The organism is Klebsiella sp. BIGb0138 (assembly GCF_004342285.1).
Lineage (GTDB): Bacteria > Pseudomonadota > Gammaproteobacteria > Enterobacterales > Enterobacteriaceae > Klebsiella.
Map to the genome: position 1 here is coordinate 1 of NZ_SMCV01000005.1, position 23595 is coordinate 23595.

Annotated in this window: 20 protein-coding genes, 1 tRNA gene and 2 rRNA genes; 11 read left to right on the forward strand and 12 right to left on the reverse strand. The window is 55.8% G+C overall.

The features are described 5' to 3' along the window. The 3 genes from rrf (EDF73_RS12650) to rrf (EDF73_RS12660) all read left to right on the forward strand — a co-directional run. Window positions 1-88 (forward strand): 5S ribosomal RNA (rrf, locus tag EDF73_RS12650); the annotation flags it as partial. Window positions 89-102: 14 nt separating this feature from the next. Beyond that, a tRNA-Thr gene (locus EDF73_RS12655) sits at window positions 103-178 on the forward strand. A 38-nt stretch (window positions 179-216) separates the two neighbouring features. After that, window positions 217-332 (forward strand): 5S ribosomal RNA (gene rrf / locus EDF73_RS12660). Between the two features lie 183 nt (window positions 333-515). Here the strand turns inward: rrf (EDF73_RS12660) and EDF73_RS12665 are convergent. From EDF73_RS12665 to EDF73_RS12720, 12 genes are all read right to left on the reverse strand, one after another. Then, window positions 516-737 (reverse strand): lipoprotein, encoded by a 222-nt coding sequence (locus tag EDF73_RS12665; RefSeq protein WP_041147475.1) that lies wholly within the window; start codon window positions 735-737, stop codon window positions 516-518. 606 nt (window positions 738-1343) lie between these two features. Continuing rightward, window positions 1344-1640, reverse strand: coding sequence for a DNA-binding transcriptional regulator Fis (gene fis / locus EDF73_RS12670; RefSeq protein WP_000462905.1), 297 nt, complete (start codon window positions 1638-1640; stop codon window positions 1344-1346). Window positions 1641-1665: 25 nt separating this feature from the next. Then, window positions 1666-2631, reverse strand: coding sequence for a tRNA dihydrouridine synthase DusB (gene dusB, locus EDF73_RS12675; protein ID WP_132729490.1), 966 nt, complete (start codon window positions 2629-2631; stop codon window positions 1666-1668). A 359-nt stretch (window positions 2632-2990) separates the two neighbouring features. Then, window positions 2991-3872: a 50S ribosomal protein L11 methyltransferase gene (gene prmA / locus EDF73_RS12680; protein WP_132729491.1), complete on the reverse strand. Its 882-nt coding sequence runs from the start codon at window positions 3870-3872 to the stop codon at window positions 2991-2993. 11 nt (window positions 3873-3883) lie between these two features. Beyond that, complete coding sequence (gene panF / locus EDF73_RS12685) at window positions 3884-5335, reverse strand: sodium/pantothenate symporter (RefSeq protein WP_132729492.1); 1452 nt, start codon at window positions 5333-5335, stop codon at window positions 3884-3886. Next, window positions 5325-5567 carry a YhdT family protein gene (locus tag EDF73_RS12690; RefSeq protein WP_132729493.1) on the reverse strand — a complete coding sequence of 81 codons (243 nt, stop codon included), beginning with the start codon at window positions 5565-5567 and terminating at the stop codon, window positions 5325-5327. Before EDF73_RS12690 ends, panF begins: the two co-directional genes overlap by 11 nt. Window positions 5568-5678: 111 nt before the next feature. Then, a complete protein-coding gene (gene accC / locus EDF73_RS12695) occupies window positions 5679-7028 on the reverse strand; it encodes an acetyl-CoA carboxylase biotin carboxylase subunit (RefSeq protein WP_132729494.1) in 1350 nt (449 codons plus the stop codon). Window positions 7029-7038: 10 nt separating this feature from the next. Further along, entirely contained in the window at window positions 7039-7506 is a 468-nt protein-coding gene (accB, locus tag EDF73_RS12700; RefSeq protein WP_132729495.1) for an acetyl-CoA carboxylase biotin carboxyl carrier protein, read from the reverse strand. A gap of 22 nt (window positions 7507-7528) precedes the next feature. Then, window positions 7529-7981: a type II 3-dehydroquinate dehydratase gene (gene aroQ / locus EDF73_RS12705; RefSeq protein ID WP_132729496.1), complete on the reverse strand. Its 453-nt coding sequence runs from the start codon at window positions 7979-7981 to the stop codon at window positions 7529-7531. A 233-nt stretch (window positions 7982-8214) separates the two neighbouring features. Beyond that, window positions 8215-8814: a protein-methionine-sulfoxide reductase heme-binding subunit MsrQ gene (gene msrQ / locus EDF73_RS12710; RefSeq protein ID WP_132729497.1), complete on the reverse strand. Its 600-nt coding sequence runs from the start codon at window positions 8812-8814 to the stop codon at window positions 8215-8217. Beyond that, a complete protein-coding gene (gene msrP / locus EDF73_RS12715; RefSeq protein ID WP_132729498.1) occupies window positions 8814-9815 on the reverse strand; it encodes a protein-methionine-sulfoxide reductase catalytic subunit MsrP in 1002 nt (333 codons plus the stop codon). The genes msrQ and msrP overlap by 1 nt, the downstream gene beginning before the upstream one ends. A 77-nt stretch (window positions 9816-9892) precedes the next feature. Continuing rightward, window positions 9893-10867 carry an MDR family oxidoreductase gene (locus EDF73_RS12720; RefSeq protein WP_132729499.1) on the reverse strand — a complete coding sequence of 325 codons (975 nt, stop codon included), beginning with the start codon at window positions 10865-10867 and terminating at the stop codon, window positions 9893-9895. 219 nt (window positions 10868-11086) lie between these two features. Between EDF73_RS12720 and csrD the strand changes: the two genes are divergently transcribed. The 8 genes from csrD to tldD all read left to right on the forward strand — a co-directional run bounded on the left by csrD (window position 11087) and on the right by tldD (window position 23569). Then, window positions 11087-13027, forward strand: a complete 1941-nt coding sequence (gene csrD, locus EDF73_RS12725) for an RNase E specificity factor CsrD (RefSeq protein WP_132729500.1) — start codon at window positions 11087-11089, stop codon at window positions 13025-13027. 303 nt (window positions 13028-13330) lie between these two features. Then, a complete protein-coding gene (mreB, locus tag EDF73_RS12730) occupies window positions 13331-14374 on the forward strand; it encodes a rod shape-determining protein MreB (RefSeq protein WP_002918653.1) in 1044 nt (347 codons plus the stop codon). A gap of 70 nt (window positions 14375-14444) precedes the next feature. Next, window positions 14445-15437: a rod shape-determining protein MreC gene (gene mreC / locus EDF73_RS12735; protein ID WP_132729501.1), complete on the forward strand. Its 993-nt coding sequence runs from the start codon at window positions 14445-14447 to the stop codon at window positions 15435-15437. Next, window positions 15437-15925 carry a rod shape-determining protein MreD gene (gene mreD / locus EDF73_RS12740; protein WP_004868276.1) on the forward strand — a complete coding sequence of 163 codons (489 nt, stop codon included), beginning with the start codon at window positions 15437-15439 and terminating at the stop codon, window positions 15923-15925. The genes mreC and mreD overlap by 1 nt, the downstream gene beginning before the upstream one ends. Window positions 15926-15932: 7 nt before the next feature. Further along, the gene (locus EDF73_RS12745; protein ID WP_132729502.1) at window positions 15933-16514 is read left to right on the forward strand and encodes a nucleoside triphosphate pyrophosphatase; all 582 of its coding nucleotides are present in this window, start codon (window positions 15933-15935) and stop codon (window positions 16512-16514) included. Window positions 16515-16516: 2 nt separating this feature from the next. Then, complete coding sequence (rng, locus tag EDF73_RS12750; protein WP_132729503.1) at window positions 16517-17986, forward strand: ribonuclease G; 1470 nt, start codon at window positions 16517-16519, stop codon at window positions 17984-17986. Window positions 17987-18111: 125 nt separating this feature from the next. After that, window positions 18112-21912, forward strand: a complete 3801-nt coding sequence (yhdP, locus tag EDF73_RS12755; protein ID WP_132729504.1) for an AsmA2 domain-containing protein YhdP — start codon at window positions 18112-18114, stop codon at window positions 21910-21912. 211 nt (window positions 21913-22123) lie between these two features. Beyond that, window positions 22124-23569, forward strand: coding sequence for a metalloprotease TldD (tldD, locus tag EDF73_RS12760; RefSeq protein ID WP_132729505.1), 1446 nt, complete (start codon window positions 22124-22126; stop codon window positions 23567-23569). The last annotated feature ends 26 nt before the right edge of the window (window positions 23570-23595 follow it).

A 23595-nucleotide genomic window follows, 5' to 3' on the forward strand; every position in this document is an offset into this window, starting at 1 on the left:
CTGACCCCATGCCGAACTCAGAAGTGAAACGCCGTAGCGCCGATGGTAGTGTGGGGTCTCCCCATGTGAGAGTAGGGAACTGCCAGGCATCAAATTAAGTGTGCTGATATGGCTCAGTTGGTAGAGCGCACCCTTGGTAAGGGTGAGGTCCCCAGTTCGACTCTGGGTATCAGCACCAGTTTTTAGGTTAAAGTTCGGCACTTTGAAAAGAATTTGCCTGGCGACGAGAGCGCGGTGGTCCCACCTGACCCCATGCCGAACTCAGAAGTGAAACGCCGTAGCGCCGATGGTAGTGTGGGGTCTCCCCATGTGAGAGTAGGGAATTGCCAGGCATCAAATAAAGCAGAAGGCCCAGTCGAAAGACTGGGCCTTCTGCTTTTCTGCTGTTCGCATGACGCATATGTGGTTACTGTTTCGCTAAACAGGCAACCCCCAGCTAAACAAAAAGGGCCTGGTCGATAGACCGGGCCCCTTGTTTTACTGCTGTTTGTTGGCAACAGTATCAGCGGTATGAGTTAACGGGTCAGCGCGACGATCCCCAGCGTTAAACCCGCCACAGCCGCTGCACCTCCTGCAATGGCTCCCGCTGTTTCCCAGTTATCCTGGGTGGTCCCTTTCATACAGGTATTGGTATGAACTAATCTGCCCTCAGAGTCATAAACCGGTACGCAGGGAGAATCGTGTGCACAGCCGGCGAGTAAAGTGGCCAGCAGCGTCACTAAAATAAATTTTTTCATAATAAGACCTCTGAATAATCCGTCAGGTGGTATCGGCTGCGATACGGTACGGAATGGCCTATTTTACCATCGACACGATAACCGCCAGCTAGCTGAAATAATCTCAATGTATGACCGGCGTAAATATCATGGAGATAAGTGGGGAATTATGTGGGAAATATGCGGAATAAAATAATGAAATAGCGCAGAAAACCGCGTAATTACTGAGATCTTGATATAACAGATTGATTTTTAAATCGTCGTCTCGTCATATCGTTGGCCAAAAGAAAGGGAATGGCGGCTTCAGATTACTCGTCAGGACGGGGAGCTAAACGTGTTCCCATAATGGCCGTAGAGGCCCTCAGGCCCATAAGGGTCAACAGATACTGTTCGATCGGAATAAAGGCGGAGAATGTGACCAGGGAGCGCCTGACGACGTTTGTTAAGTGGTTTCAGGTCATTACCATCATGGACAGTATGACGTTATTCCGGGAGGAAAGGGAACCGCAGCAATAAGTATTATGGGAATGAAGGCAGAGAGGGGATGAGAAAAAAACGTCAGAGAGTAAAAAGGCGCTTCCCCATGCCGAAGAGCGCCTTTTAAAACAAGCAATTAACTGATTAGTATCAGTTCATGCCGTATTTTTTCAGTTTCTTACGCAGAGTACCGCGGTTGATGCCCATCATCAGGGCCGCACGGGTCTGGTTACCACGGGTGTATTGCATCACCATGTCCAACAGGGGCTGTTCAACTTCAGCCAGTACTAGCTCATACAGGTCATTCACATCCTGACCATTCAGTTGAGCAAAATAGTTCTTCAGTGCCTGTTTAACCGAGTCACGCAGGGGTTTTTGAGTTACCTGGTCCTGAGAGTTAACGGTAGAAACGGTCAGTACGTCAGAATTTACGCGTTGTTCGAACATAGTTCTGTCAGCTCTTTATTTCTGTTTACGCAAAATTTTCGAAGTATGCCTCCAACGCCTCCAGCTGATCGCTGGCATCCTCTATGGCGTTGAATGTGCGCCGAAACTGGTCATTTGGGGCGTGCTCCTGTAGATACCAGGAGACGTGCTTACGTGCAATTCGGTACCCTTTTGCCTGGCCATAAAAGTCATGCAATTCCCGAACATGCGCGCAAAGCAAACGCTTAACCTCTGCCAATGGCAGCGGGGGCAGCAGCTCCCCAGTGTCCAGATAATGCTGGATTTCCCGAAAGATCCAGGGTCTTCCCTGAGCCGCGCGGCCTATCATAAGGGCATCTGCCCCCGTATAGTCGAGCACGGCTCTGGCTTTAAGCGGGTCAGTAATGTCACCATTCGCGATAACCGGAATGGAAACTTTCTGCTTAACTGCCCGAATACTGTCGTATTCAGCGTCTCCGTTAAACAAACAGGCGCGTGTGCGTCCGTGAATAGTCAGAGCCTGAATGCCACACTCTTCAGCCAGTTGGGCAATTTCTACACAGTTACGGTGTTCCGGCTCCCAACCGGTGCGAATCTTGAGTGTCACGGGAACGTCCACTGCCTTGACGACCGCCGTCAGGATTAACTTCACCTGCTCGGGATACTGCAAGAGGGCTGAACCTGCGAGCTTGCGATTCACCTTTTTCGCCGGGCACCCCATATTGATATCAATAATCTGGGCGCCGCTTTCCACGTTAATACGGGCGGCTGCGGCCATCTCTTCCGGTACGCTACCGGCGATTTGCACGGTACGAATACCGGGCTCATCAACGTGCACCATCCGTAAACGAGACTTGTCACTCTCCCAAACCTGCGGGTTGGAGGACATCATCTCGGAAACGGTTAAACCGGCTCCCATCTCATAGCACAGCGTCCGGAATGGTCTGTCAGTAATGCCAGCCATAGGCGCTGCGATCAGGCGATTTCTGAGCTGATAGTGTCCGATGCGCATGAGTTAAGAAATGACCATACTGTGACTGCAAGGCGGCGTATATTACGCATTTTTTGCACGAGATGAAAGGCCAAACTTTGAACAATCCTCTGTCACAGATCAATGAATCCAGGATGAACGTAAAAGCGATGAGTAAATTATTATATTAATCATTGCGTTAATCGCCAGTGGATAATTTGTGTCCATTTATAAAATCGCAAAACTTCTCGATTTTTCTTAGAAAAAGGTGGCTGCAGACGGCATAAAACGCTGTTTTTGTAGCCAAAAAAGTGCTTCGTAATGCGATCTGGCTCTCATTTCCTGGCATCATTCGGTGGCTACTGGAAACAAAAATGCGGCCCGCAGGCCGCATTCCACGGTTACGTTCTCTGGCCGGTAATTCGGCACCACTCTTCTTTTTCCTCCACCGGGTCGAGGGTAAAGCGCTCGGCATAGGCTTCGCAGACGCTTTCCGCCTGGCTGGCGAGAATACCGGAAAGGCCCAGCAGGCCGCCTGAAACGGGCAGCACGCTGATTAACGGGGCTAACTCACGTAATGGGCCTGCCAGAATGTTGGCGACCACGACATCGGCGCTGAGGGCTTCTGGCTGATCCTGCGGTAAATAAAGTTCCAGACGCTCGGAGACGCCGTTACGTTCGGCGTTATCGCGGCTGGCCTGAATCGCCTGTGGGTCGATATCGATGCCAATCGCTTTCGCCGCGCCAAGTTTCAACGCGGCAATCGCCAGAATGCCCGAGCCACAGCCGAAGTCGATAATTGTTTTACCGGTCAGGTCCAGACCATCCAGCCACTGCAGGCAGAGCGACGTTGTCGGGTGAGTTCCGGTACCAAATGCCAGACCCGGATCCAGCATGACGTTGACCGCATTTTCATCCGGGACTTCACGCCAGCTTGGGCAAATCCACAGCCGCTCGCCAAAACGCATCGGGTGGAAGTTATCCATCCACTCACGTTCCCAGTCTTTATCTTCCAGCTGTTCGATTTTATGCGCGAAACCAGCGCCCAGCAGCGGGTGCTGCTCAAGAATAGCCACCACTTCATGCATATCGCTTTCGGCATCAAACAGGCCGATAACGTCCGTGTCTCCCCACAGACGAGTTTCACCCGGCAGCGGTTCGAATACCGGCGTATCGTGAGTATCCTGGAAGGTGATGGAGACCGCGCCGGCCTCCATCAGTGCGTCGCTTAACTCTTCCGCATGTGCGCCGGTGGTATTCAGTTTCAGTTGGATCCAAGGCATAGCAAAACTCTTTATTTGTCAGTAGTCATAAGGGGGGCCGGTGGTACGGGTTGACCAAAACGGTTACCCGCCACAAAAGCCAGCAAACTTAGCAGCAGCGAGGGCACAATCGGATGAAAGCCCAGGTACTGAATATTGAATGTTGCGAGTACGGCATACAGTACGCCACCCACGAGCATGGCACTGAGCGCGCCGGCGGCGTTTGCACGCTCCCAGTACAGCCCCAGCACCAGCGGCCATAAAAACACCGCTTCCAGGCCGCCGAAGGCCAGCAGGTTCAACCAGATAATCATTTCCGGTGGTCGCCATGCTGCCAGCATCATCAGGATCCCTAGCACCAGCGTGGTGGCCGTTGAGATCCGTTTTAGCTTCAGCTCATTGTGTCTTTTGGTCGGCTGTGCGCTCAGCCAAAGATCTTTAATGATCGTAGCCGATGCCTGCAATAAATGGGCGTTCACGTTCGACATGATCGCTGCCATCGGTGCGGCCAGAAACAGCCCGGCGGCCCACGGTGGCAAAACCTGCACCATCAAGGTCGGGATCACCTGATCCGGGACGGTCAGATCCGGCAGTACCGCGCGACCGAGCGCCCCCGCCAGGTGCATACCAAACATCAGCAAGGCGACAACCACGGTACCGATAATGATCCCACGGTGGACGGCTTTGCTGTCTTTATAAGAGATACAACGCACGGCGGTATGCGGCAGGCCAATCACGCCAAAACAGACCAGCACCCAGAACGACGTCATAAAGGTGGGGGTCAGAATGTCGCCTACTCCTTCGGGCGACACCAGCTGCGGGTTGATTTGCTGCAGGGTATCCACCGCATGATGCAGGCCGCCAGCCGCGTGTACGACACCCACCAGCAGCACGATGGTTCCAATCAGCATAACCATACCTTGCATGGTGTCGTTCAGCACGCTGGCGCGAAAGCCGCCAAACGCCGTATACAGCGCGATGGTAATGCCGAAGATCAGCAGGCCGGTTTCATACTTAATGCCCGCAGCAGTCTCCAGCAGGCGCGCGCCGCCGATAAACTGTACGGCGATGGCCCCGACGAAGGCGACCAGCAGGCTGACGCTGGCTATCCAGACCACCGCCCGACTCTGATAGCGAGCCTGCAGCATATCGTTGAGCGTGATGGCGTTGTAGCGCCGGGCGAGGATCGCGAATTTTTTCCCGAGGATCCCCAAAGAGAGCCAGATCGTCGGGACCTGGATCATCGCCAGCAGGACCCAGCCGAGTCCGTATTTGTAAGCGGCCCCCGGGCCACCGATAAACGAGCTGGCGCTGATATAGGTGGCGGTCAGCGTCATGGCCAGGACAAAGCCGCCCATCGAGCGGCTACCGAGGAAGTACTCGCTCAGGAAGCTGCCCTCGCTGCGTTTACGCATGGCGTAGATGGACAGACCGAATACCACGCCCAGGTAGGCTATTAGCACGACGATGATTTCAAGCTGCATCGTTATCCTCCAGAGGGATATCGCGGAAGATGAACCGTACCATCGCCCAGCACAGCAAAGTAAACAGCAGAGGCACCAGCAGGCAGGCCATTTCGAACCAGTGCGGCAGGCCGGTTATACCGATTCCATTACCCGGTAGATAGGCTGCAGCCAGCCAGGCGGCAAGATAGAGAAGGGTCAGCCACAGCGCCCAGCGCGCTTCTTTGTGGGCCTGAACAAACCGTTTGTCCATTTTTTAGTCCCAGGTGGATGAAGAAAGCGGGGATTGTACCGCATGGACAAGATCACGAGAGAGAAAAAGAAAAAAGGCCGGATGATCCGGCCTTTTGCTGCGCATGCAGGATTATTTTTCCTGCATGCCGAGTTTTTTCTCCAGATAGTGGATGTTGGTTCCACCATGCTGGAAGTGCTCGTCATTCATGATGCGAATCTGCAGATCGACGTTGGTTTTGATACCGTCGATAATCAGTTCCTGCAGCGCATTTTTCATGCGTGAAATCGCGACATCACGGGTCTCGCCGTAGCAGATCAGCTTGCCAATCATTGAGTCATAGTACGGAGGTACGGTGTAGCCTGCGTAGATATGAGACTCCCAGCGTACGCCAAAACCGCCCGGCGCGTGGAAGCGGGTAATTTTACCCGGGCTCGGCAGGAAGGTGTTCGGGTCTTCGGCGTTAATACGGCATTCCACCGCATGGCCACGAACCTGGACTTCTTCTTGCTTGATGGACAGCGGCTGACCGGCAGCAATACGCAGCTGCTCTTTGATCAGGTCCACGCCGGTGATCATTTCGGTAACCGGGTGTTCAACCTGAATACGGGTGTTCATTTCAATGAAGTAGAACTCGCCGTTTTCAAACAGGAACTCAAAAGTACCTGCCCCGCGGTAGCCGATATCGATACACGCTTTGGAGCAGCGCTCGCCGATGTAACGACGCAGTTCCGGGGTAATGCCCGGCGCCGGCGCTTCTTCGACCACTTTCTGGTGACGACGCTGCATCGAACAGTCGCGTTCAGCCAGATAGATAGCGTTGCCCTGGCCGTCAGCCAGTACCTGGATCTCGATGTGACGAGGATTTTCCAGGTATTTTTCCATGTAAACCATGTCGTTGCTGAAAGCCGCTTTCGCTTCAGCTTTGGTCATGGAGATGGATTGCGCCAGTTCAGCATCGCTGCGCACCACGCGCATACCGCGACCGCCGCCGCCGCCGGAAGCTTTGATAATCACCGGGTAGCCGATGCGTTTCGCATGGGCGCGGTTAGCATCCATGTCGTCGCCCAGCGGGCCGTCAGAGCCCGGAACGGTTGGAACGCCGGCTTTCTTCATGGCGGTAATTGCCGACACTTTGTCGCCCATCAGACGAATGGTGTCGGCTTTTGGCCCGATAAAGATAAAGCCTGAACGTTCTACCTGCTCGGCAAAGTTGGCGTTCTCGGAGAGAAAACCGTAGCCCGGGTGAATCGCCACCGCGCCGGTGATTTCAGCCGCGCTGATGATCGCCGGGATATTCAGATAGCTTTTTACGGACGGAGCCGGGCCGATACAGACCGTTTCATCCGCTAACAATACGTGTTTTAAATCGCGATCCGCAGTGGAGTGCACAGCAACGGTCTTGATGCCCAGTTCTTTACAGGCACGCAGGATACGCAGTGCAATCTCGCCACGGTTGGCGATAACAATTTTATCCAGCATGTTCGCCTCGTTACTCGATGACTACCAGCGGCTCATCAAATTCTACCGGTTGGCCACTTTCGATCAGAATGGCTTTCACCACGCCGGATTTATCGGCTTCGATCTGGTTCATCATTTTCATCGCTTCGACGATGCACAGGGTGTCGCCCACGTTAACTTTCTGGCCGACTTCCACAAACGCTTTGGCGTCCGGGCTCGGGGTGCGGTAGAAAGTACCGACCATCGGGGAACGTACGATGTGACCACTGAATTCCGCTTTCGCCGGTGCTTCTGCCTGAGCAGCGGCGGCCGGTGCTGCTGCAGCCGGTGCCTGAGCCTGCATCATTGGCGCGGCATAAGCCTGCTGCATTACCGGGTAGCTTGCATTCGGCGCGGCGCGGCTGATGCGTACAGACTCTTCGCCTTCAGAAATTTCCAGTTCGGAGATGCCTGATTCTTCAACCAGCTCGATCAGCTTTTTAATCTTACGAATATCCATGAGTGGGTTCCGTACTCTTTGTTTAGTGTGATTGTGACAGGCGTTTTACCGCCGTCTGTAAAGCGTATGAATAGCCGTCCGCACCCAGTCCGCAGATAACGCCCGCGGCGATATCCGACAGATAAGAGTGGTGGCGGAACGGTTCGCGTGCATGTACGTTGCTCAGGTGAATCTCGATAAACGGGATGCTCACCGCAAGTAACGCATCGCGGATAGCCACGCTGGTGTGCGTAAACGCGGCCGGATTAATCAGGATATAGTCCACAGTGTCTTTAGCCTGATGAATTCGGTCGATGAGCGCGAACTCCGCATTGGATTGCAGGTGATCCAGCGCCACGTTCAGAGCCGAAGCTTCTGATTCCAGACGGTTAACAATCTCAGAAAGCTTAAGGGTGCCATACTTCTCAGGCTCGCGTGTACCAAGCATGTTAAGGTTAGGTCCGTTTAAAAGCAAAATGCGAAACTTGTCAGCCATTACGTGGCTATCTCCTGCCATTTTCGGGTAAAAAACAAAATATACCTTCGATGCGCGCTTGTCACCTTTTCAGGGTCAGAAAACCCCGTCAGGAAAACCAAAGTCGCACATTATAACGATTTCGTAGCAATTGGCAGCTAAATACTGGTCTTATCAGGGAAGATTATCAACCGCTATCGTTAAAAGAGCCGCGGCTGATAAAAGATCTGCGGGAAACTGCACATATCTGTGGGTTATCGCCACCACAGGCGGAACTTCTTGTAACGCCATGCTAAGAGCAAGGCGGCGAGCACGATGTAAATCACCGGCTGCGGGGATAATATCTTCACCGACCACCAATAGTGGATAGGGGCAAGGATCGCTGCCAGATAGACGAAGTTATGCAGCGTTTGCCAACGTCGGCCTAATTTTCGTTGTACAGCCTGCGTAGAGGTCGCGGCCAGCGCCAGTAAAATCAGCCAGCTGATCAACCCCAACGTCAGATATGGCCGGCTGACTAACTCCGAACCCAGCAGCGCCAGGTTGTTGATACCTAACTCCAGCAAGGTATAACTGGTGAGATGCAGCGTCGCCCAGGCAAAACACCATAGTCCCAATAAACGCCGGGTGCGAATCAATAAAGGTTGTTTAGCGTAGCGCGCCAGCGGCGAGACAAGCAAGGTCGCGAGCAGAAATTTAAGAGCCATCCTACCGGTAAAGTGTTGAATATCTTTTGCCGGGTCGGCGCTAAAGTAGCCCTGTTGTGCGGCCCAGAAGAGCCAGATAAAGGGTAAAAAACCGGCCAGATGGAGAAGGACCTTCAGCCAGGTAATCTGTTTTACGCTCAGGCGCACTAGTAATTCTCCCGCAGATTCAGACCCCGATAGAGCGATGCCACCTCTTCAGCATAGCCGTTGAAGAGCAACGTCGGCTGACGCTTAACATCGAGCACGCCGCCTGAACCGATAAAGCGCTCCGTGGCCTGCGACCAGCGCGGATGATCGACATGCGGATTGACGTTGGCATAAAAGCCATATTCATCCGGCCCGGCCAGATTCCAGGTCGTTGGCGGACGTTCGCGGGTCAGTTCAATACTGACGATGGACTTGATGCCTTTAAAGCCATATTTCCAGGGAACCGTGAGGCGCACCGGCGCGCCGTTTTGCGGCGGCAGCGCCTTCCCGTAGACGCCGACGCTCAATAGCGTCAGGGGATGCATGGCTTCATCCAGCCGTAGCCCTTCAACATAGGGATAAGCCAGCCCGCCGCCGATAAAGCGGTCCTTCTGTCCCGGCATCTGGTCTGGCGCATAGACGGTTTTAAACGCCACAAAGCGGGCATTGCTGGTGGGTTCAACCAGCGCCAGCAGCTTATGCAGCGGAAATCCTACCCATGGCACCACCATCGACCAGGCCTCGACGCAGCGCATCCGATAAATACGCTCTTCCAGCGGAAAGCGTTTGGTCAAATCGTCATGATCGAGCGTCAGCGGTTTGGCGACCTCGCCGCCGATGGTGAGGGTCCAGGGATCGGTACGCAGGCTGCCGGCGTTGGCCGCCGGGTCGGCCTTATCCAGACCAAATTCATAGTAGTTGTTGTAACCAGAGACTTTATCTTCCGGCGTGAGCGCCAGCGTACTTTGCCATTCCGCAGGCTTGTTGAACGTCAACGCTTTACCTGCCGGAGCCGGCGGGCGATCGTGGCCTTTGAACCAGTCCAGGAGATCGGCCCGCGCCGTGGGGGAAAGCGAAAGGGCTGTCGCGGTAATGCCCAGGGTTTTCAGGACCTGGCGGCGTTGCAGCATAAAAACGGATTCTGCCGTTACGTCGGCTTCCGTGAGTTTCTTCGGTTTCATGACATCCTCCGGCATGCTTTTTCCTAAGCATGACGGAGGCGGAGATTTATCGCGAATATGTCACGAAAAATTGCAGATTAGGCGATCTTCACCAGCGTCCGACCCTGGATCTGGTTGTTCATGATCTTGTCGGCGAATGCCGGGGCTTCTGCGAGGGTAATTTCCGTGGCGCTTTCGGCGAAGAACGAATCCGGCAGGTCGCGAACCAGCCGTTGCCAGGCTTCTGCGCGGCGCGCGGGCGGCGTCATGACCGAATCCACGCCCTGCAGGCGCACGTTACGCAGAATAAAAGGCATCACCGTGGTCGGCAGCGCGAACCCCCCGGCCAGACCGCAGGCGGCGACGCAGCCGCCATAGTTCATCTGCGCCAGCACCTTCGCCAGCACTTTATCCCCGACGGTATCAATCGCTCCGGCCCACAGCTGCTTCTCCAGCGGACGGGATTCGGCAAATTCGTCGCGACCGAGAATACGCTGCGCGCCGAGGCTTTTCAGGTATGCATGAGTGCTTTCGCGGCCGGAAACCGCAACGACCTGATATCCCAGACGATGCAGCAGGGCGACCGCCGTGCTGCCGACGCCGCCGCTAGCGCCCGTCACGATGATTTCACCCTCCTGTGGACGGATACCGGCATCTTCTAACGCCATGACGCACAGCATGGCGGTGAAACCCGCGGTCCCAATAACCATCGCTTTGCGGCCATCAAGACCGTCAGGCATGGCCACCAGCCAGTCGCCTTTCACGCGTGCGCGCTCGGCCAGGCCGCCCCAGTGGGTTTCACCCACGCCCCAGCCGGTGAGCAGCACTTGCTGGCCGCAGTGGAAGCGCGGATCTTCACTGGCGTGGACGGTGCCGGCGAAATCGATGCCAGGAATCATCGGAAAGTTGCGGATGATTTTTCCCTTGCCGGTGATGGCCAGCGCATCTTTATAGTTGAGGCTTGACCATTGAATATCGACGGTAACATCACCCGCCGGAAGCTGCCCGGCGTCAATGGTTTGCACCGAAGAGATTGTTTTGCCATCCTGCTGTTCTAATATTAAAGCCTGCATCTGCGGGTCCTTATTTGTGCAAAGATTGGAAAAATTTTACTGCAGACTATACTCGCTATCGGCATTATTACGCCGACATAACGCAATAAATTGCCAGAAACGTCAGCTTTGATAGTATGCCTCGCGCTTTAGAAAGTTAGTGCTTACTTTAGGTAAAGCGCCAGTACCGGTGCCTGAATATCTATCGGGCGGTCATTCACTCGCGGAGTTAACACAGGGATGCGATTAACGACGAAGTTCTCAGCATTTGTCACGCTGCTTACCAGCCTGACCATCTTTGTTACGCTTATAGGTGCTTCGCTGAGTTTTTATAACGGTATCCAGCAGAAAATGGAGAATCGCGTCCAGGCCGTGGCGACGATGCTGGATAACCGTCTGGTCTCTTCCTCCTTTGCGTCGCTCGAACCGCAGATGGATGAGCTGATGACACCGGTGGAGGTCGTCCACGTTGACTTCCTGCTCAACGGCAAGCCGGTCTACAACCATTCGCGTAGCGGAAGCTATCGCCCGCCGGGCAGCAATAATCAGTTTCGCGACATCACGGTGCCGTCGCTAAAGCACCCTGGCATGACGATCCATCTGGTCTATCTCGATCCGATGGTCAATTACTTCCGCTCGCTGCATATCACCGCGCCGCTATCGGTCGCCATTGGCTTTATGGTGCTGGTTATCTTTTTCTCCGTCCGCTGGATCCGCCGTCAGCTGGCGGGGCAGGAGCTGCTTGAGGTGCGCGCGGCGCGTATTCTCAACGGTGAACGCGGGCCACAGGTGCGAGGGTCGGTACACGAATGGCCGGCGAGTACCAGCAGCGCGCTGGATATGCTGCTATCCGAACTGCAGTTTGCCAGCGATCAGCGCAGCCGCATGGATACGCTTATTCGTTCTTATGCCGCGCAGGACACCAAAACCGGGCTCAATAATCGCCTGTTCTTTGACAATCAGCTGGCCACCCTGCTGGAAGATCAGGAGAAGGTTGGCTCGTACGGCATCGTGATGATGATCCGCCTTCCGGAATTCGATCTGCTGCGCGATAACTGGGGACGGGCCGCCGCGGAAGAACATTACTTTACGCTCATCAATTTGCTTTCTACTTTTATTATGCGCTATCCGGGGGCGCTGCTGGCGCGCTACCACCGGAGCGATTTCACCGTTCTGCTGCCGCACCGTACCTTAAAAGAGGCCGATAGCATCGCCGGGCAGCTGTTAAAAGCGATGGATGCGCTGCCTCCGACGCGGATTCTGGACCGCGATGACATGATGCACATCGGTATCTGCGCCTTCCGCAGCGGGCAAACCCCGGCTCAGGTGATGGAGCATGCCGAGGCAGCAACGCGTAACGCGGTGCTGCAGGGCAGCAATAGCTGGGCGGTTTACGATGATTCGTTGCCGGAGAAAGGGCGCGGTAACGTCCGCTGGCGTACGCTGATTGAACAAATGCTCAGCCGCGGCGGACCGCGGCTGTATCAGAAGCCAGCCGTCACCCGCGATGGCCGCGTCCATCATCGTGAACTGATGTCCCGGTTGTATGACGGTACGGAAGAGGTGATCGCGGCGGAATACATGCCGATGGTGCAGCAGTTTGGCCTGGCGGAAGAGTATGACCGCCTGCAGATTACGCGCTTGCTGCCGTTTTTAAGCTTTTGGCCGGAAGAAAACCTGGCTTTGCAGGTGACGGTGGAGTCGTTGATCCGCCCGCGATTTCAGCGCTGGCTGCGCGATACCTTGATGCAGTGTGAAAAATCGCAACGTCGACGGATTATTTTTGAACTTGCAGAGGCAGATGTTTGTCAATATATCGGCCGCTTACAACCGGTAATGCGCCTGGTGAATGCTTTGGGCATCCGGGTTGCCGTTGTTCAGGCCGGATTAACGCTGGTTGGAACCAGCTGGATCAAGCAGTTGGACGTCGAGGTGATTAAGCTGCATCAGGGGCTGTCGCGCAATATCGAAAAACGCAGTGAGAACCAGCTGTTGGTTCAGAGCCTGGTGGAGGCCTGTAAAGGCATGCCGGTCCAGGTTTTTGCAACCGGGGTACGCAGTCGCAGCGAGTGGCAGGTGCTGTCTCAATGCGGTGTGACCGGTGGTCAGGGAGAATTTTTTGCCGCCTCACAGCCACTTGACACAAATGTGAAAAAATATTCGCAAAGATACTCGGTTTGATCTGCCGTTTAGCGTGATTTCACGTAGAATAACGCGCGCCATAGTGAAGGGGGTGTGCTTGTCTACCTGCCGGATTATCGCAATGTAAATGCCAGTTAATAACCTTTGACGGGTTACAGATTCAAGCGCGGAGCGCTGTTGAAGATTTCAGCACTGAATGGACCGGTAAATTTGTAACGAAGGAAATGAACTGCACTAATTTTCACCGTAGCAGATGATTTTTGCGCCTTGTCGCTGCTGCGTGTGGTTGGTAAAGTAAGCGGATTTTGTTTTCCGCCCCAGCTTTCAGGATTATCCCTTAGTATGTTAAAAAAATTTCGTGGCATGTTTTCCAATGACCTGTCCATTGACCTGGGTACCGCGAATACCCTTATCTATGTAAAAGGACAAGGCATCGTATTGAATGAGCCTTCCGTTGTGGCCATTCGTCAGGATCGTGCCGGTTCGCCGAAAAGCGTCGCTGCAGTTGGTCATGAAGCGAAGCAGATGCTCGGGCGTACACCGGGCAATATCGCGGCGATTCGCCCGATGAAAGACGGCGTGATCGCCGACTTCTTCGTTACCGAAAAAATGCTCCAACACTTTATTAAACAGGTGCATAGCAATAGCTTCATGCGTCCAAGCCCGCGTGTTCTGGTGTGCGTGCCGGTCGGCGCGACCCAGGTTGAGCGTCGTGCGATTCGTGAATCTGCTCAGGGCGCTGGCGCTCGTGAAGTGTTTCTGATCGAAGAGCCGATGGCGGCTGCGATCGGTGCTGGCTTACCGGTTTCTGAAGCAACCGGTTCGATGGTGGTGGATATTGGTGGCGGTACCACCGAAGTCGCGGTCATCTCCCTGAACGGGGTAGTTTACTCCTCATCCGTGCGTATCGGCGGCGACCGTTTCGATGAAGCCGTGATTAATTATGTGCGTCGTAACTACGGTTCCCTGATCGGTGAAGCGACGGCAGAACGTATTAAGCATGAAATTGGTTCGGCTTACCCGGGCGATGAAGTGCGTGAAATCGAAGTTCGCGGGCGCAACCTGGCTGAAGGTGTACCCCGTGGCTTCACCCTGAACTCGAACGAAATTCTTGAAGCGCTGCAGGAGCCGCTGACCGGTATCGTCAGCGCGGTGATGGTGGCGCTGGAACAGTGCCCGCCGGAGCTGGCTTCCGATATCTCCGAGCGTGGTATGGTTCTGACTGGCGGTGGCGCGCTGCTGCGCAACCTCGACCGTCTGTTGATGGAAGAGACAGGTATTCCTGTCGTAGTTGCAGAAGATCCACTGACTTGCGTCGCGCGTGGCGGCGGTAAAGCGCTGGAAATGATCGATATGCACGGCGGCGACTTGTTTAGCGAAGAGTAGTCAGCCGAAGGTCCAGGGTAGCCTTGAGGGCTGCCCTCGGTCTTAACTGACACGAGAATACGCATAGCCTATGAAGCCAATTTTTAGCCGTGGCCCGTCGCTACAGATTCGCCTTATCCTGGCGGTTCTGGTGGCGCTTGGCGTGATTATCGCCGACAGCCGCCTGGGTACGTTCAGTCAGATTCGAACGTACATGGACACAGCCGTCAGTCCTTTCTACTTTATCTCAAATGGTCCCCGGGAACTGCTGGACAGCGTATCGCAAACGCTGGCAACCCGCGATCAGCTCGAACTGGAAAACCGCGCGCTGCGTCAGGAACTGCTGTTGAAGAACAGCGATTTGCTGATGCTGGGTCAGTACAAACAGGAGAACGCGCGTCTGCGTGAACTGCTGGGTTCGCCGCTGCGCCAGGATGAGCAAAAGATGGTGACTCAGGTCATCTCAACGGTTAACGATCCCTACAGCGATCAGGTCGTCATCGATAAAGGCAGCGCCAGCGGCGTGTATGAGGGCCAGCCGATCATCAGCGACAAAGGCGTGGTCGGCCAGGTGGTGGCCGTGGCGAAGATGACCAGCCGCGTGCTGCTGATCTGCGACGCGACGCACGCGCTGCCGATTCAGGTGCTGCGCAACGATATCCGCGTGATTGCGGCCGGTAACGGCTGTACTGACGATCTGCAACTGGAGCACCTGCCGGCCAATACCGATATTCGCGTCGGCGATGTGCTGGTCACTTCCGGCCTTGGCGGGCGTTTCCCGGAAGGCTATCCGGTCGGCGTGGTCTCTTCTGTGAAGCTGGATACGCAGCGTGCGTATACGGTCATTCAGGCGCGTCCAACGGCGGGTCTGCAGCGTTTGCGTTATCTGCTGCTGCTGTGGGGAGCCGATCGTAACGGCACTAACCCGATGACCCCGGAAGAGGTTCATCGCGTGGCGAATGAGCGCCTGATGCAGATGATGCCGCAGGTGCTGCCGGCACCTGACGCCATGGGGCCGCAAATGCCCGCTCCCGCCACCGGCATGACGCCGCCTCAGCAACCTCTGCCTGCAGGGGGGCAATAGTGGCAAGTTATCGAAGCCAGGGACGCTGGGTTATCTGGCTCTCGTTTCTTATCGCGCTATTGCTACAGGTTATGCCCTGGCCGGCGGATCTCACCGTCTTCCGGCCGAACTGGGTGTTCCTGATCCTGCTTTACTGGATCCTCGCCCTACCGCATCGGGTGAACGTGGGGACGGGCTTCGTGATGGGAGCTATCCTCGATCTGATCAGCGGCTCGACGCTGGGCGTGCGTGCGCTATCGTTAAGTATCATCGCCTATCTGGTGGCACTGAAATATCAGCTGTTCCGCAATCTGGCGCTCTGGCAGCAGGCGCTGGTGGTGATGATGTTATCCCTTGCGGTGGATATCGTTGTTTTCTGGGCAGAGTTTTTAGTGATCAACGTCTCTTTCCGTCCGGAAGTGTTCTGGAGTAGTGTAGTAAACGGTGTGCTCTGGCCATGGTTATTCCTGCTCATGCGTAAAGTGCGTCAGCAATTTGCGGTGCAATAAGGTTGATATGACGACTCTGTATCTCGCTTCAGGTTCTCCGCGTCGGCAGGAACTGTTGACTCAGATGGGGCTCTCTTTTGAGCGTCTGGTTCCCGGTATTGAGGAACGACGCGGTACTCAGGAGAGCGCTCAGCATTATGTTGCGCGTCTGGCGCGAGAAAAAGCGCAGGCTGGCGTAGCGATGGCTGCGCGCGATCTGCCGGTGCTGGGAGCTGATACCATTGTCACCCTTAACGGCGAAGTGCTGGAAAAACCGCGCGACGCCGGGCACGCCGCAGAGATGCTGCGCAAACTTTCCGGTAAAACCCATCAGGTGATGACGGCCGTGGCGTTGGCGGATAAGCAGCAGACGCTGGATTGCCTGGTGGTGACGGAAGTGACCTTCCGCCTGCTCTCTGAGCAGGATATCGCCGGCTATGTGGCCAGCGGCGAACCTTTAGACAAAGCAGGTGCATACGGTATTCAAGGGTTGGGTGGCTGTTTCGTCAGGAAGATTAATGGTAGCTATCACGCCGTGGTCGGCTTACCGCTGGTAGAAACGTATGAGTTGCTGAGTAACTTTAACTCACTGCGTGAAGAAAAGGGATAAAGATGACGGCTGAATTATTAGTTAACGTAACGCCATCGGAGACGCGCGTTGCGTATATTGATGGCGGTATTCTGCAGGAAATTCATATTGAGCGCGAAGCGCGACGCGGAATCGTAGGCAATATCTACAAAGGTCGTGTCAGTCGTGTACTGCCGGGGATGCAGGCGGCTTTTGTAGATATTGGCCTGGACAAGGCCGCATTTCTGCATGCGTCAGATATTATGCCGCATACCGAGTGCGTCGCCGGGGAAGAGCAAAAACAGTTCACCGTGCGCGATATTTCCGAGCTGGTACGCCAGGGCCAGGATCTGATGGTGCAGGTGGTGAAAGATCCGCTGGGGACCAAAGGCGCCCGCCTGACGACCGATATTACGCTGCCTTCCCGCTACCTGGTATTTATGCCCGGGGCTTCACACGTCGGCGTGTCGCAGCGCATCGAAAGCGAAGCCGAGCGCGAGCGGCTAAAGAAAGTCGTTGCCGACTATTGCGATGAGCAGGGCGGCTTTATCATTCGTACCGCCGCGGAAGGCGTGCATGAACAGGAAATGGCCGCCGATGCCGCCTATCTCAAGCGTGTCTGGACGAAGGTCATGGAGCGTAAGAAACGTCAGCAGACCCGCTATCAACTCTATGGCGAGCTGGCGCTGGCTCAGCGGGTGCTGCGTGATTTCGCCGATGCGCACCTCGACCGTATCCGCGTGGACTCTCGCCTGACCTATGAGTCGCTGATGGAGTTTACCGCCGAATATATGCCGGAGATGACCAGCAAGCTGGAGCACTACAGCGGCCGCCAGCCGATTTTCGATCTCTTTGACGTGGAGAATGAAATTCAGCGCGCGCTGGAGCGTAAGGTGGAGCTGAAGTCCGGCGGCTATCTGGTTATCGATCAGACCGAAGCGATGACCACCGTGGATATCAACACCGGGGCGTTCGTTGGTCACCGTAATCTCGACGATACGATCTTCAATACCAATATTGAAGCTACCCAGGCCATCGCGCGCCAGCTGCGTCTGCGTAACCTGGGCGGCATTATCATCATTGATTTCATTGATATGAATAATGAGGATCATCGCCGTCGGGTTCTGCATTCATTAGAACAGGCGCTGAGCAAAGATCGGGTGAAAACCAGTATTAACGGCTTTTCCCAGCTTGGGCTGGTGGAGATGACCCGTAAACGTACCCGTGAAAGCGTGGAGCATGTCTTGTGTAAGGATTGCCCTACCTGCCACGGTCGCGGTACGGTGAAGTCGGTCGAAACGGTGTGCTATGAAATCATGCGTGAGATCGTGCGGGTGCACCATGCCTACGATTCCGATCGTTTCCTGGTCTATGCTTCTCCTGCGGTAGCGGAAACCCTGAAAGGGGAAGAGTCGCACGCGCTGGCGGAAGTCGAAATCTTTGTCGGCAAACAGGTCAAAGTACAAATTGAACCGCTCTATAATCAAGAGCAGTTCGATGTCGTTATGATGTAATCATCGGGTTTGTCTCTGTGCAGGCGTTCGGCAACAGAGAAGCGATGTCTCGTCACGGGAGCGAGCGCCGCTGACGCAGAGACAAACGGACGGATGATGTGTAAAAGTCTGACAAGGAGAGAGGCGTGAGGCGACTGCCCGGGATATTACTGCTCACCGCGGCAACATTGACTGTTATCGTCGCACTGCTGGTGAGCGGTTTGCGTCTCGTGCTGCCGCAGCTGGACGCCTGGCGCCCGCAGCTGCTGGAAAAGATCTCCGCTCTCTCCGGTTCGCCGGTCAATGCCTCAAAGCTCACGGCCAGCTGGGAGAATTTTGGCCCCACTCTCGACGTTCGCGATATTACCGCCGGCCTGAAAGATGGCGGCGAGCTCTCCGTTAAACGGGTGACCCTTGCGCTGGATGTCTGGCAAAGCCTGCTGCATATGCGCTGGCAGTTCCGCGATCTCACCTTCTGGCAGTTGCAGGTTCATACCAATTCGCCGATCCAGACCAACGACGGCGGCGAGAGCCTGAAAACCGACCATATCGGCGATCTTTTTCTCCGTCAGTTCGATCACTTTACGCTGCGCGACAGCCATTTGAGCTTCCTGACGATATCCGGTCAGCGCGCGGAACTCGCCGTTCCACAGCTCACCTGGCTGAACACCAACAATCGCCACCGTGCGGAAGGACAGCTGAGCCTCTCCAGCCTCACCGGTCAGCATGGGGTGATGCAGGTGCGAATGGATCTACGTGATGAAAACGGTCTGCTGAACAAAGGGCGGGTGTGGCTCCAGGCGGACGATATCGACGTTAAGCCATGGCTGGGCCGCTGGATGCAGGACAATATCGCGCTGCAGACCGCGCGCTTTAGTCTCGAAGGCTGGATGGCGATCGACAAAGGCGACATCACCGGCGGCGACGTCTGGCTGAAGAAAGGCGGCGCCAGCTGGCAGGGCGATAGTCAACCCCATCATCTGGCGGTAGATAACCTGACGGCGCATATTTTTCGTGAGAAACAGGGCTGGGGTTTCCATATCCCGGATACTAGCATCTCCATTGATGGCAAAGCCTGGCCGCGCGGTGCGCTGGCGATGGCGTGGATCCCGGCGCAGGACGTCGGCGGAGAGGGCCACCTGCGCAGCGATGAGCTGCGTATTCGCGCCAGCAATCTCGATCTCAGCGGCCTGACCGGGCTGTTGCCTTTTGCCGACAGGCTGGCCCCTGAACTGGGTGAAATATGGCGCACCACCCAGCCTGCAGGAAATATCACGCTGCTGGCGCTGGATATTCCGCTGCAGGCGGCGGAAAAATCTCGTTTCCAGGCCCGCTGGAGCGACCTGGCCTGGAAACAGTGGAAGCTGCTGCCCGGGGCTGAGCACTTCTCAGGCAGCATCGCCGGCAGCGTGGAGAACGGGTCTCTGCATGCCAGCATAGCTCAGGCGAAAATGCCCTATGCCACGGTCTTTCGCGCTCCGCTGGAGATTGTCAAAGGCGACGCCACCCTTAGCTGGGTGAAGAATGAGAAAGGCTTCATGCTCGATGGGCGCAACATTGACGTGCAGGCGACCGGCGTGCGTGCGCGAGGCGGATTCCGCTACCTACAACCGCAGGGCGATGAGCCCTGGCTGGGAATTCTGGCCGGAATCAGCACCAATGACGGCGGCCAGGCATGGCGTTACTTCCCGGAAAATCTGATGGGCAAAGAGCTGGTGGATTATCTCAGCGGCGCCATTAAAGGCGGACAGGCCATGGACGCCACTCTGGTTTACGGCGGCAATCCGCATCTCTTCCCGTATCTTCACAACGAAGGTCAGTTCCAGGTTTCGGTACCGTTAACCAACGCCACGTTTGCTTTCCAGCCCGACTGGCCGGCATTAACCGGCTTGAACATCAATCTGGACTTCATCAATAACGGGTTATGGATGAAGGCCGATAAGGCGATGCTGGGTAATGTGACCGCCAGCAACCTTGATGCGGTGATTCCGGACTACTCGCGGGAAAAACTGTTCATTGATGCCGATATTAACGGCCCCGGGAAAGAGGTCGGCCCTTACTTCAAAGCGACGCCGCTAAAAGAGACGCTGGGCTCAGCGCTGGATGAGCTGCAGTTAGATGGCGATGTGAGCGCTCGCTTACATCTTGATATTCCGCTGGATGGCGAGCTTACCACCGCCAAAGGCGATGTGAATCTGAAAGATAACAGTCTGTTTATCAAACCGATAGATACGACGCTGAACAACCTGACCGGTAAATTCAGCTTTGTGAATGGCGATCTGCAAAGTGAAACTCTGAGCGCCAGCTGGTTTAATCAGCCGCTGAATCTTGATTTTGCCACCATCGAAGGGCCGAAAGCCTTTCAGGTCAATGTCGGGATGAATGCGAACTGGCAGCCGTCGCGTACCGGTCTGCTGCCAAAAGCGGTTGAGGATGCGCTGAGCGGTAGCGTGCCGTGGGAGGGCAAGGTCGCCATTGAGCTACCGTATCACGGCGGCGCGAGCTATAAAGTCGATATCAACGGCGATCTGAAAAATGTAAGTAGTCACTTACCTTCACCGGTCGATAAAAAGGCGGGTGAGCCGCTGCCGGTCAAAATCAACGTCGAGGGCGGACTCAACAGTTTCAATCTGACCGGCGCCATCGGCGGGAAAAACCATATCAACAGCCGCTGGCTGCTGAATCGCAAGCTGACGCTGGATCGGGCGATTCTGACCTCGGATAGCAAGGCGATCTCTCCGCTGCCGGATCAGGCGGGCGTGGAGCTGAATATGCCGCCGATGGATGGTGCGGAGTGGCTGGCCCTTTTCCAGGGCGGCGCCGTCAATGAGGTGAGTAGCAATATCCTTTTCCCGCAACGCATCACCTTACGGACGCCGACGCTGACGTTTGCCGGCCAAAACTGGAACAATGTGAGTCTGGTCGCTCAGCCCGATGCCGGCGGCTCGAAGGTTGAAGCCCAGGGGCGAGAAATTAACGCCTCGCTGACGATGCGTAAAAACGCCCCCTGGCAGGCGGCGATTCGCTACCTCTATTACAACCCGGCGACCGCTCAGAACAGCAGCCCGGCGACAGGCGACGCCAGCCTCTTTGCCGATAAGCGCATTGATTTCCGCGGCTGGCCTGATCTCCAGCTCCGCTGCGCGGAGTGCTGGCTCTGGGGGCAAAAGTATGGGCGCATTGATGGTGATTTCTCGATTAAAGGCGATACGCTGACGCTGGCAAACGGGCTGGTGGATACCGGTTTTGGCCGTCTCACCTCCGATGGCGTATGGGTAAATGCGCCGGGCGGCGTGCGGACTTCGCTGAAAGGCAAACTGCACGGCAATAAAACGGATGCCTTCGCCAGTTTCTTCGGTATTTCAACCCCGGTGAAAGGGTCGTCATTCGATGTCGATTATGATCTGCACTGGCGTGCGCCGCCGTGGCAGCCGGATGTGGCGTCTCTTAATGGGGTGTTGAAAAGCCATCTTGGAAAAGGCGAGTTTACCGACATCAGCACCGGTCATGCCGGGCAACTGTTACGCCTGCTGAGTGTCGATGCGCTGCTGCGTAAACTGCGCTTCGACTTCAGCGATACCTTTAGCGAAGGTTTCTACTTCGATTCGATCCGCAGCACCGCGTGGATTAAAGATGGCGTGCTGAATACCGATGATACGCTGGTGGATGGCCTGGAGGCGGATATTGCGATTAAGGGAGCGGTCGATCTCGTGCGCCGCCAGCTGGACCTGCAGGCCGTCGTCGCGCCGGAAATTTCGGCGACCGTCGGCGTAGCGACGGCCTTTGCGATTAACCCTATTGTCGGCGCCGCCGTTTTTGCGGCCAGTAAGGTGCTGGGGCCGCTGTGGAACAAAGTGTCTATCCTGCGCTATCGCATCACCGGTCCTATCGATCAGCCGCAAATCAATGAAGTGCTGCGCCAGGCGCGTAGCGACAAAAAGCAATGATTTGACGATTGCGGGGAATTATCGCACTCTCAATAGATAGCGTTCTATACCCGTGGTCTTTCAAGCCGCAGATGCGTTGGCTACGCGTGTTCACCTGGCGACATAGTTTTCTATGCTGCTGGGGTTCTCTCGCTTGCCGCCTTTGTGCAACTTGAACTATTTAGGGTATCTCTTTCCGCCTGATACGCGGCAACAAACGAGTAGCATAACGATGAGTCTGAACCTGGTAAGTGAACAATTACTGTCGGCAAATGGCCTGAACCATCAGGACCTTTTTGCCATTCTTGGCCAGCTGGCCGAGCGCCGTCTTGATTACGGCGATCTCTATTTTCAGTCGAGCTATCACGAATCCTGGGTTCTGGAAGACAGCATCATTAAAGATGGTTCGTACAATATTGACCAGGGTGTTGGCGTCCGCGCGGTGAGCGGAGAGAAAACCGGTTTCGCCTATGCGGACCAAATTAGCCTGCTGGCGCTGGAACAGAGCGCGCAGGCGGCGCGTACCATCGTGCGCGACAGCGGTGATGGCAAAGTCCGTACCCTGGGGGCGGTGGAATACGGCTCTCTGTATACCAGTATCGACCCGCTGCAGAGCATGAGCCGCGAAGAGAAGCTGGATATTCTGCGTCGCGTCGATAAAGCGGCCCGCGCCGCCGATAACCGCGTGCAGGAAGTGTCTGCCAGCCTGAGCGGCGTCTATGAACTGATCCTGGTCGCGGCGACCGATGGCACGCTGGCGGCGGACGTTCGCCCGCTGGTCCGCCTTTCCGTCAGCGTGCTGGTGGAAGACAATGGCAAGCGTGAGCGCGGCTCCAGCGGCGGCGGCGGTCGTTTTGGCTATGACTACTTCCTGGCTTCCGAGGAAGGAGAAGTCCGTGCTGATGCCTGGGCGAAAGAAGCGGTGCGGATGGCGCTGGTGAATCTGACCGCCGTCGCGGCGCCGGCCGGGATGCTGCCGGTGGTTCTTGGCGCGGGCTGGCCTGGCGTTTTGCTGCATGAAGCGGTCGGGCACGGCCTGGAAGGTGACTTTAACCGTCGCGGCACGTCGGTGTTCAGCGGTCATATGGGGGAGCTGGTGGCCTCAGAGCTGTGCACCGTGGTGGATGATGGCACCATTGCCCATCGCCGCGGCTCGCTGGCGGTGGATGACGAAGGGACGCCGGGGCAATATAACGTATTGATCGAAAACGGCATCCTGAAAGGCTATATGCAGGACAAACTTAATGCCCGCTTGATGGGCGTCGCCCCGACCGGCAACGGCCGCCGCGAGTCTTACGCCCATCTGCCGATGCCGCGGATGACCAATACCTATATGCTGGCAGGTAAATCCACGCCGCAGGAGATTATCGAATCGGTTGATTACGGTATCTATGCCCCCAACTTCGGCGGTGGTCAGGTTGATATCACCTCCGGTAAGTTTGTGTTCTCGACCTCCGAAGCTTACCTGATCGAAAAAGGCAAAGTGACGAAGGCCGTCAAAGGCGCGACCCTGATCGGTTCCGGGATTGAAGCGATGCAGCAGATTTCGATGGTAGGTAACGACCTGAAGCTGGATAGCGGCGTCGGCGTGTGTGGTAAAGAGGGCCAGAGCGTACCGGTCGGCGTTGGCCAGCCGACGCTGAAAGTGGATAATCTCACCGTCGGCGGCACCGCCTGATCGTCCTGAATGCGCTTCCGCAGCCT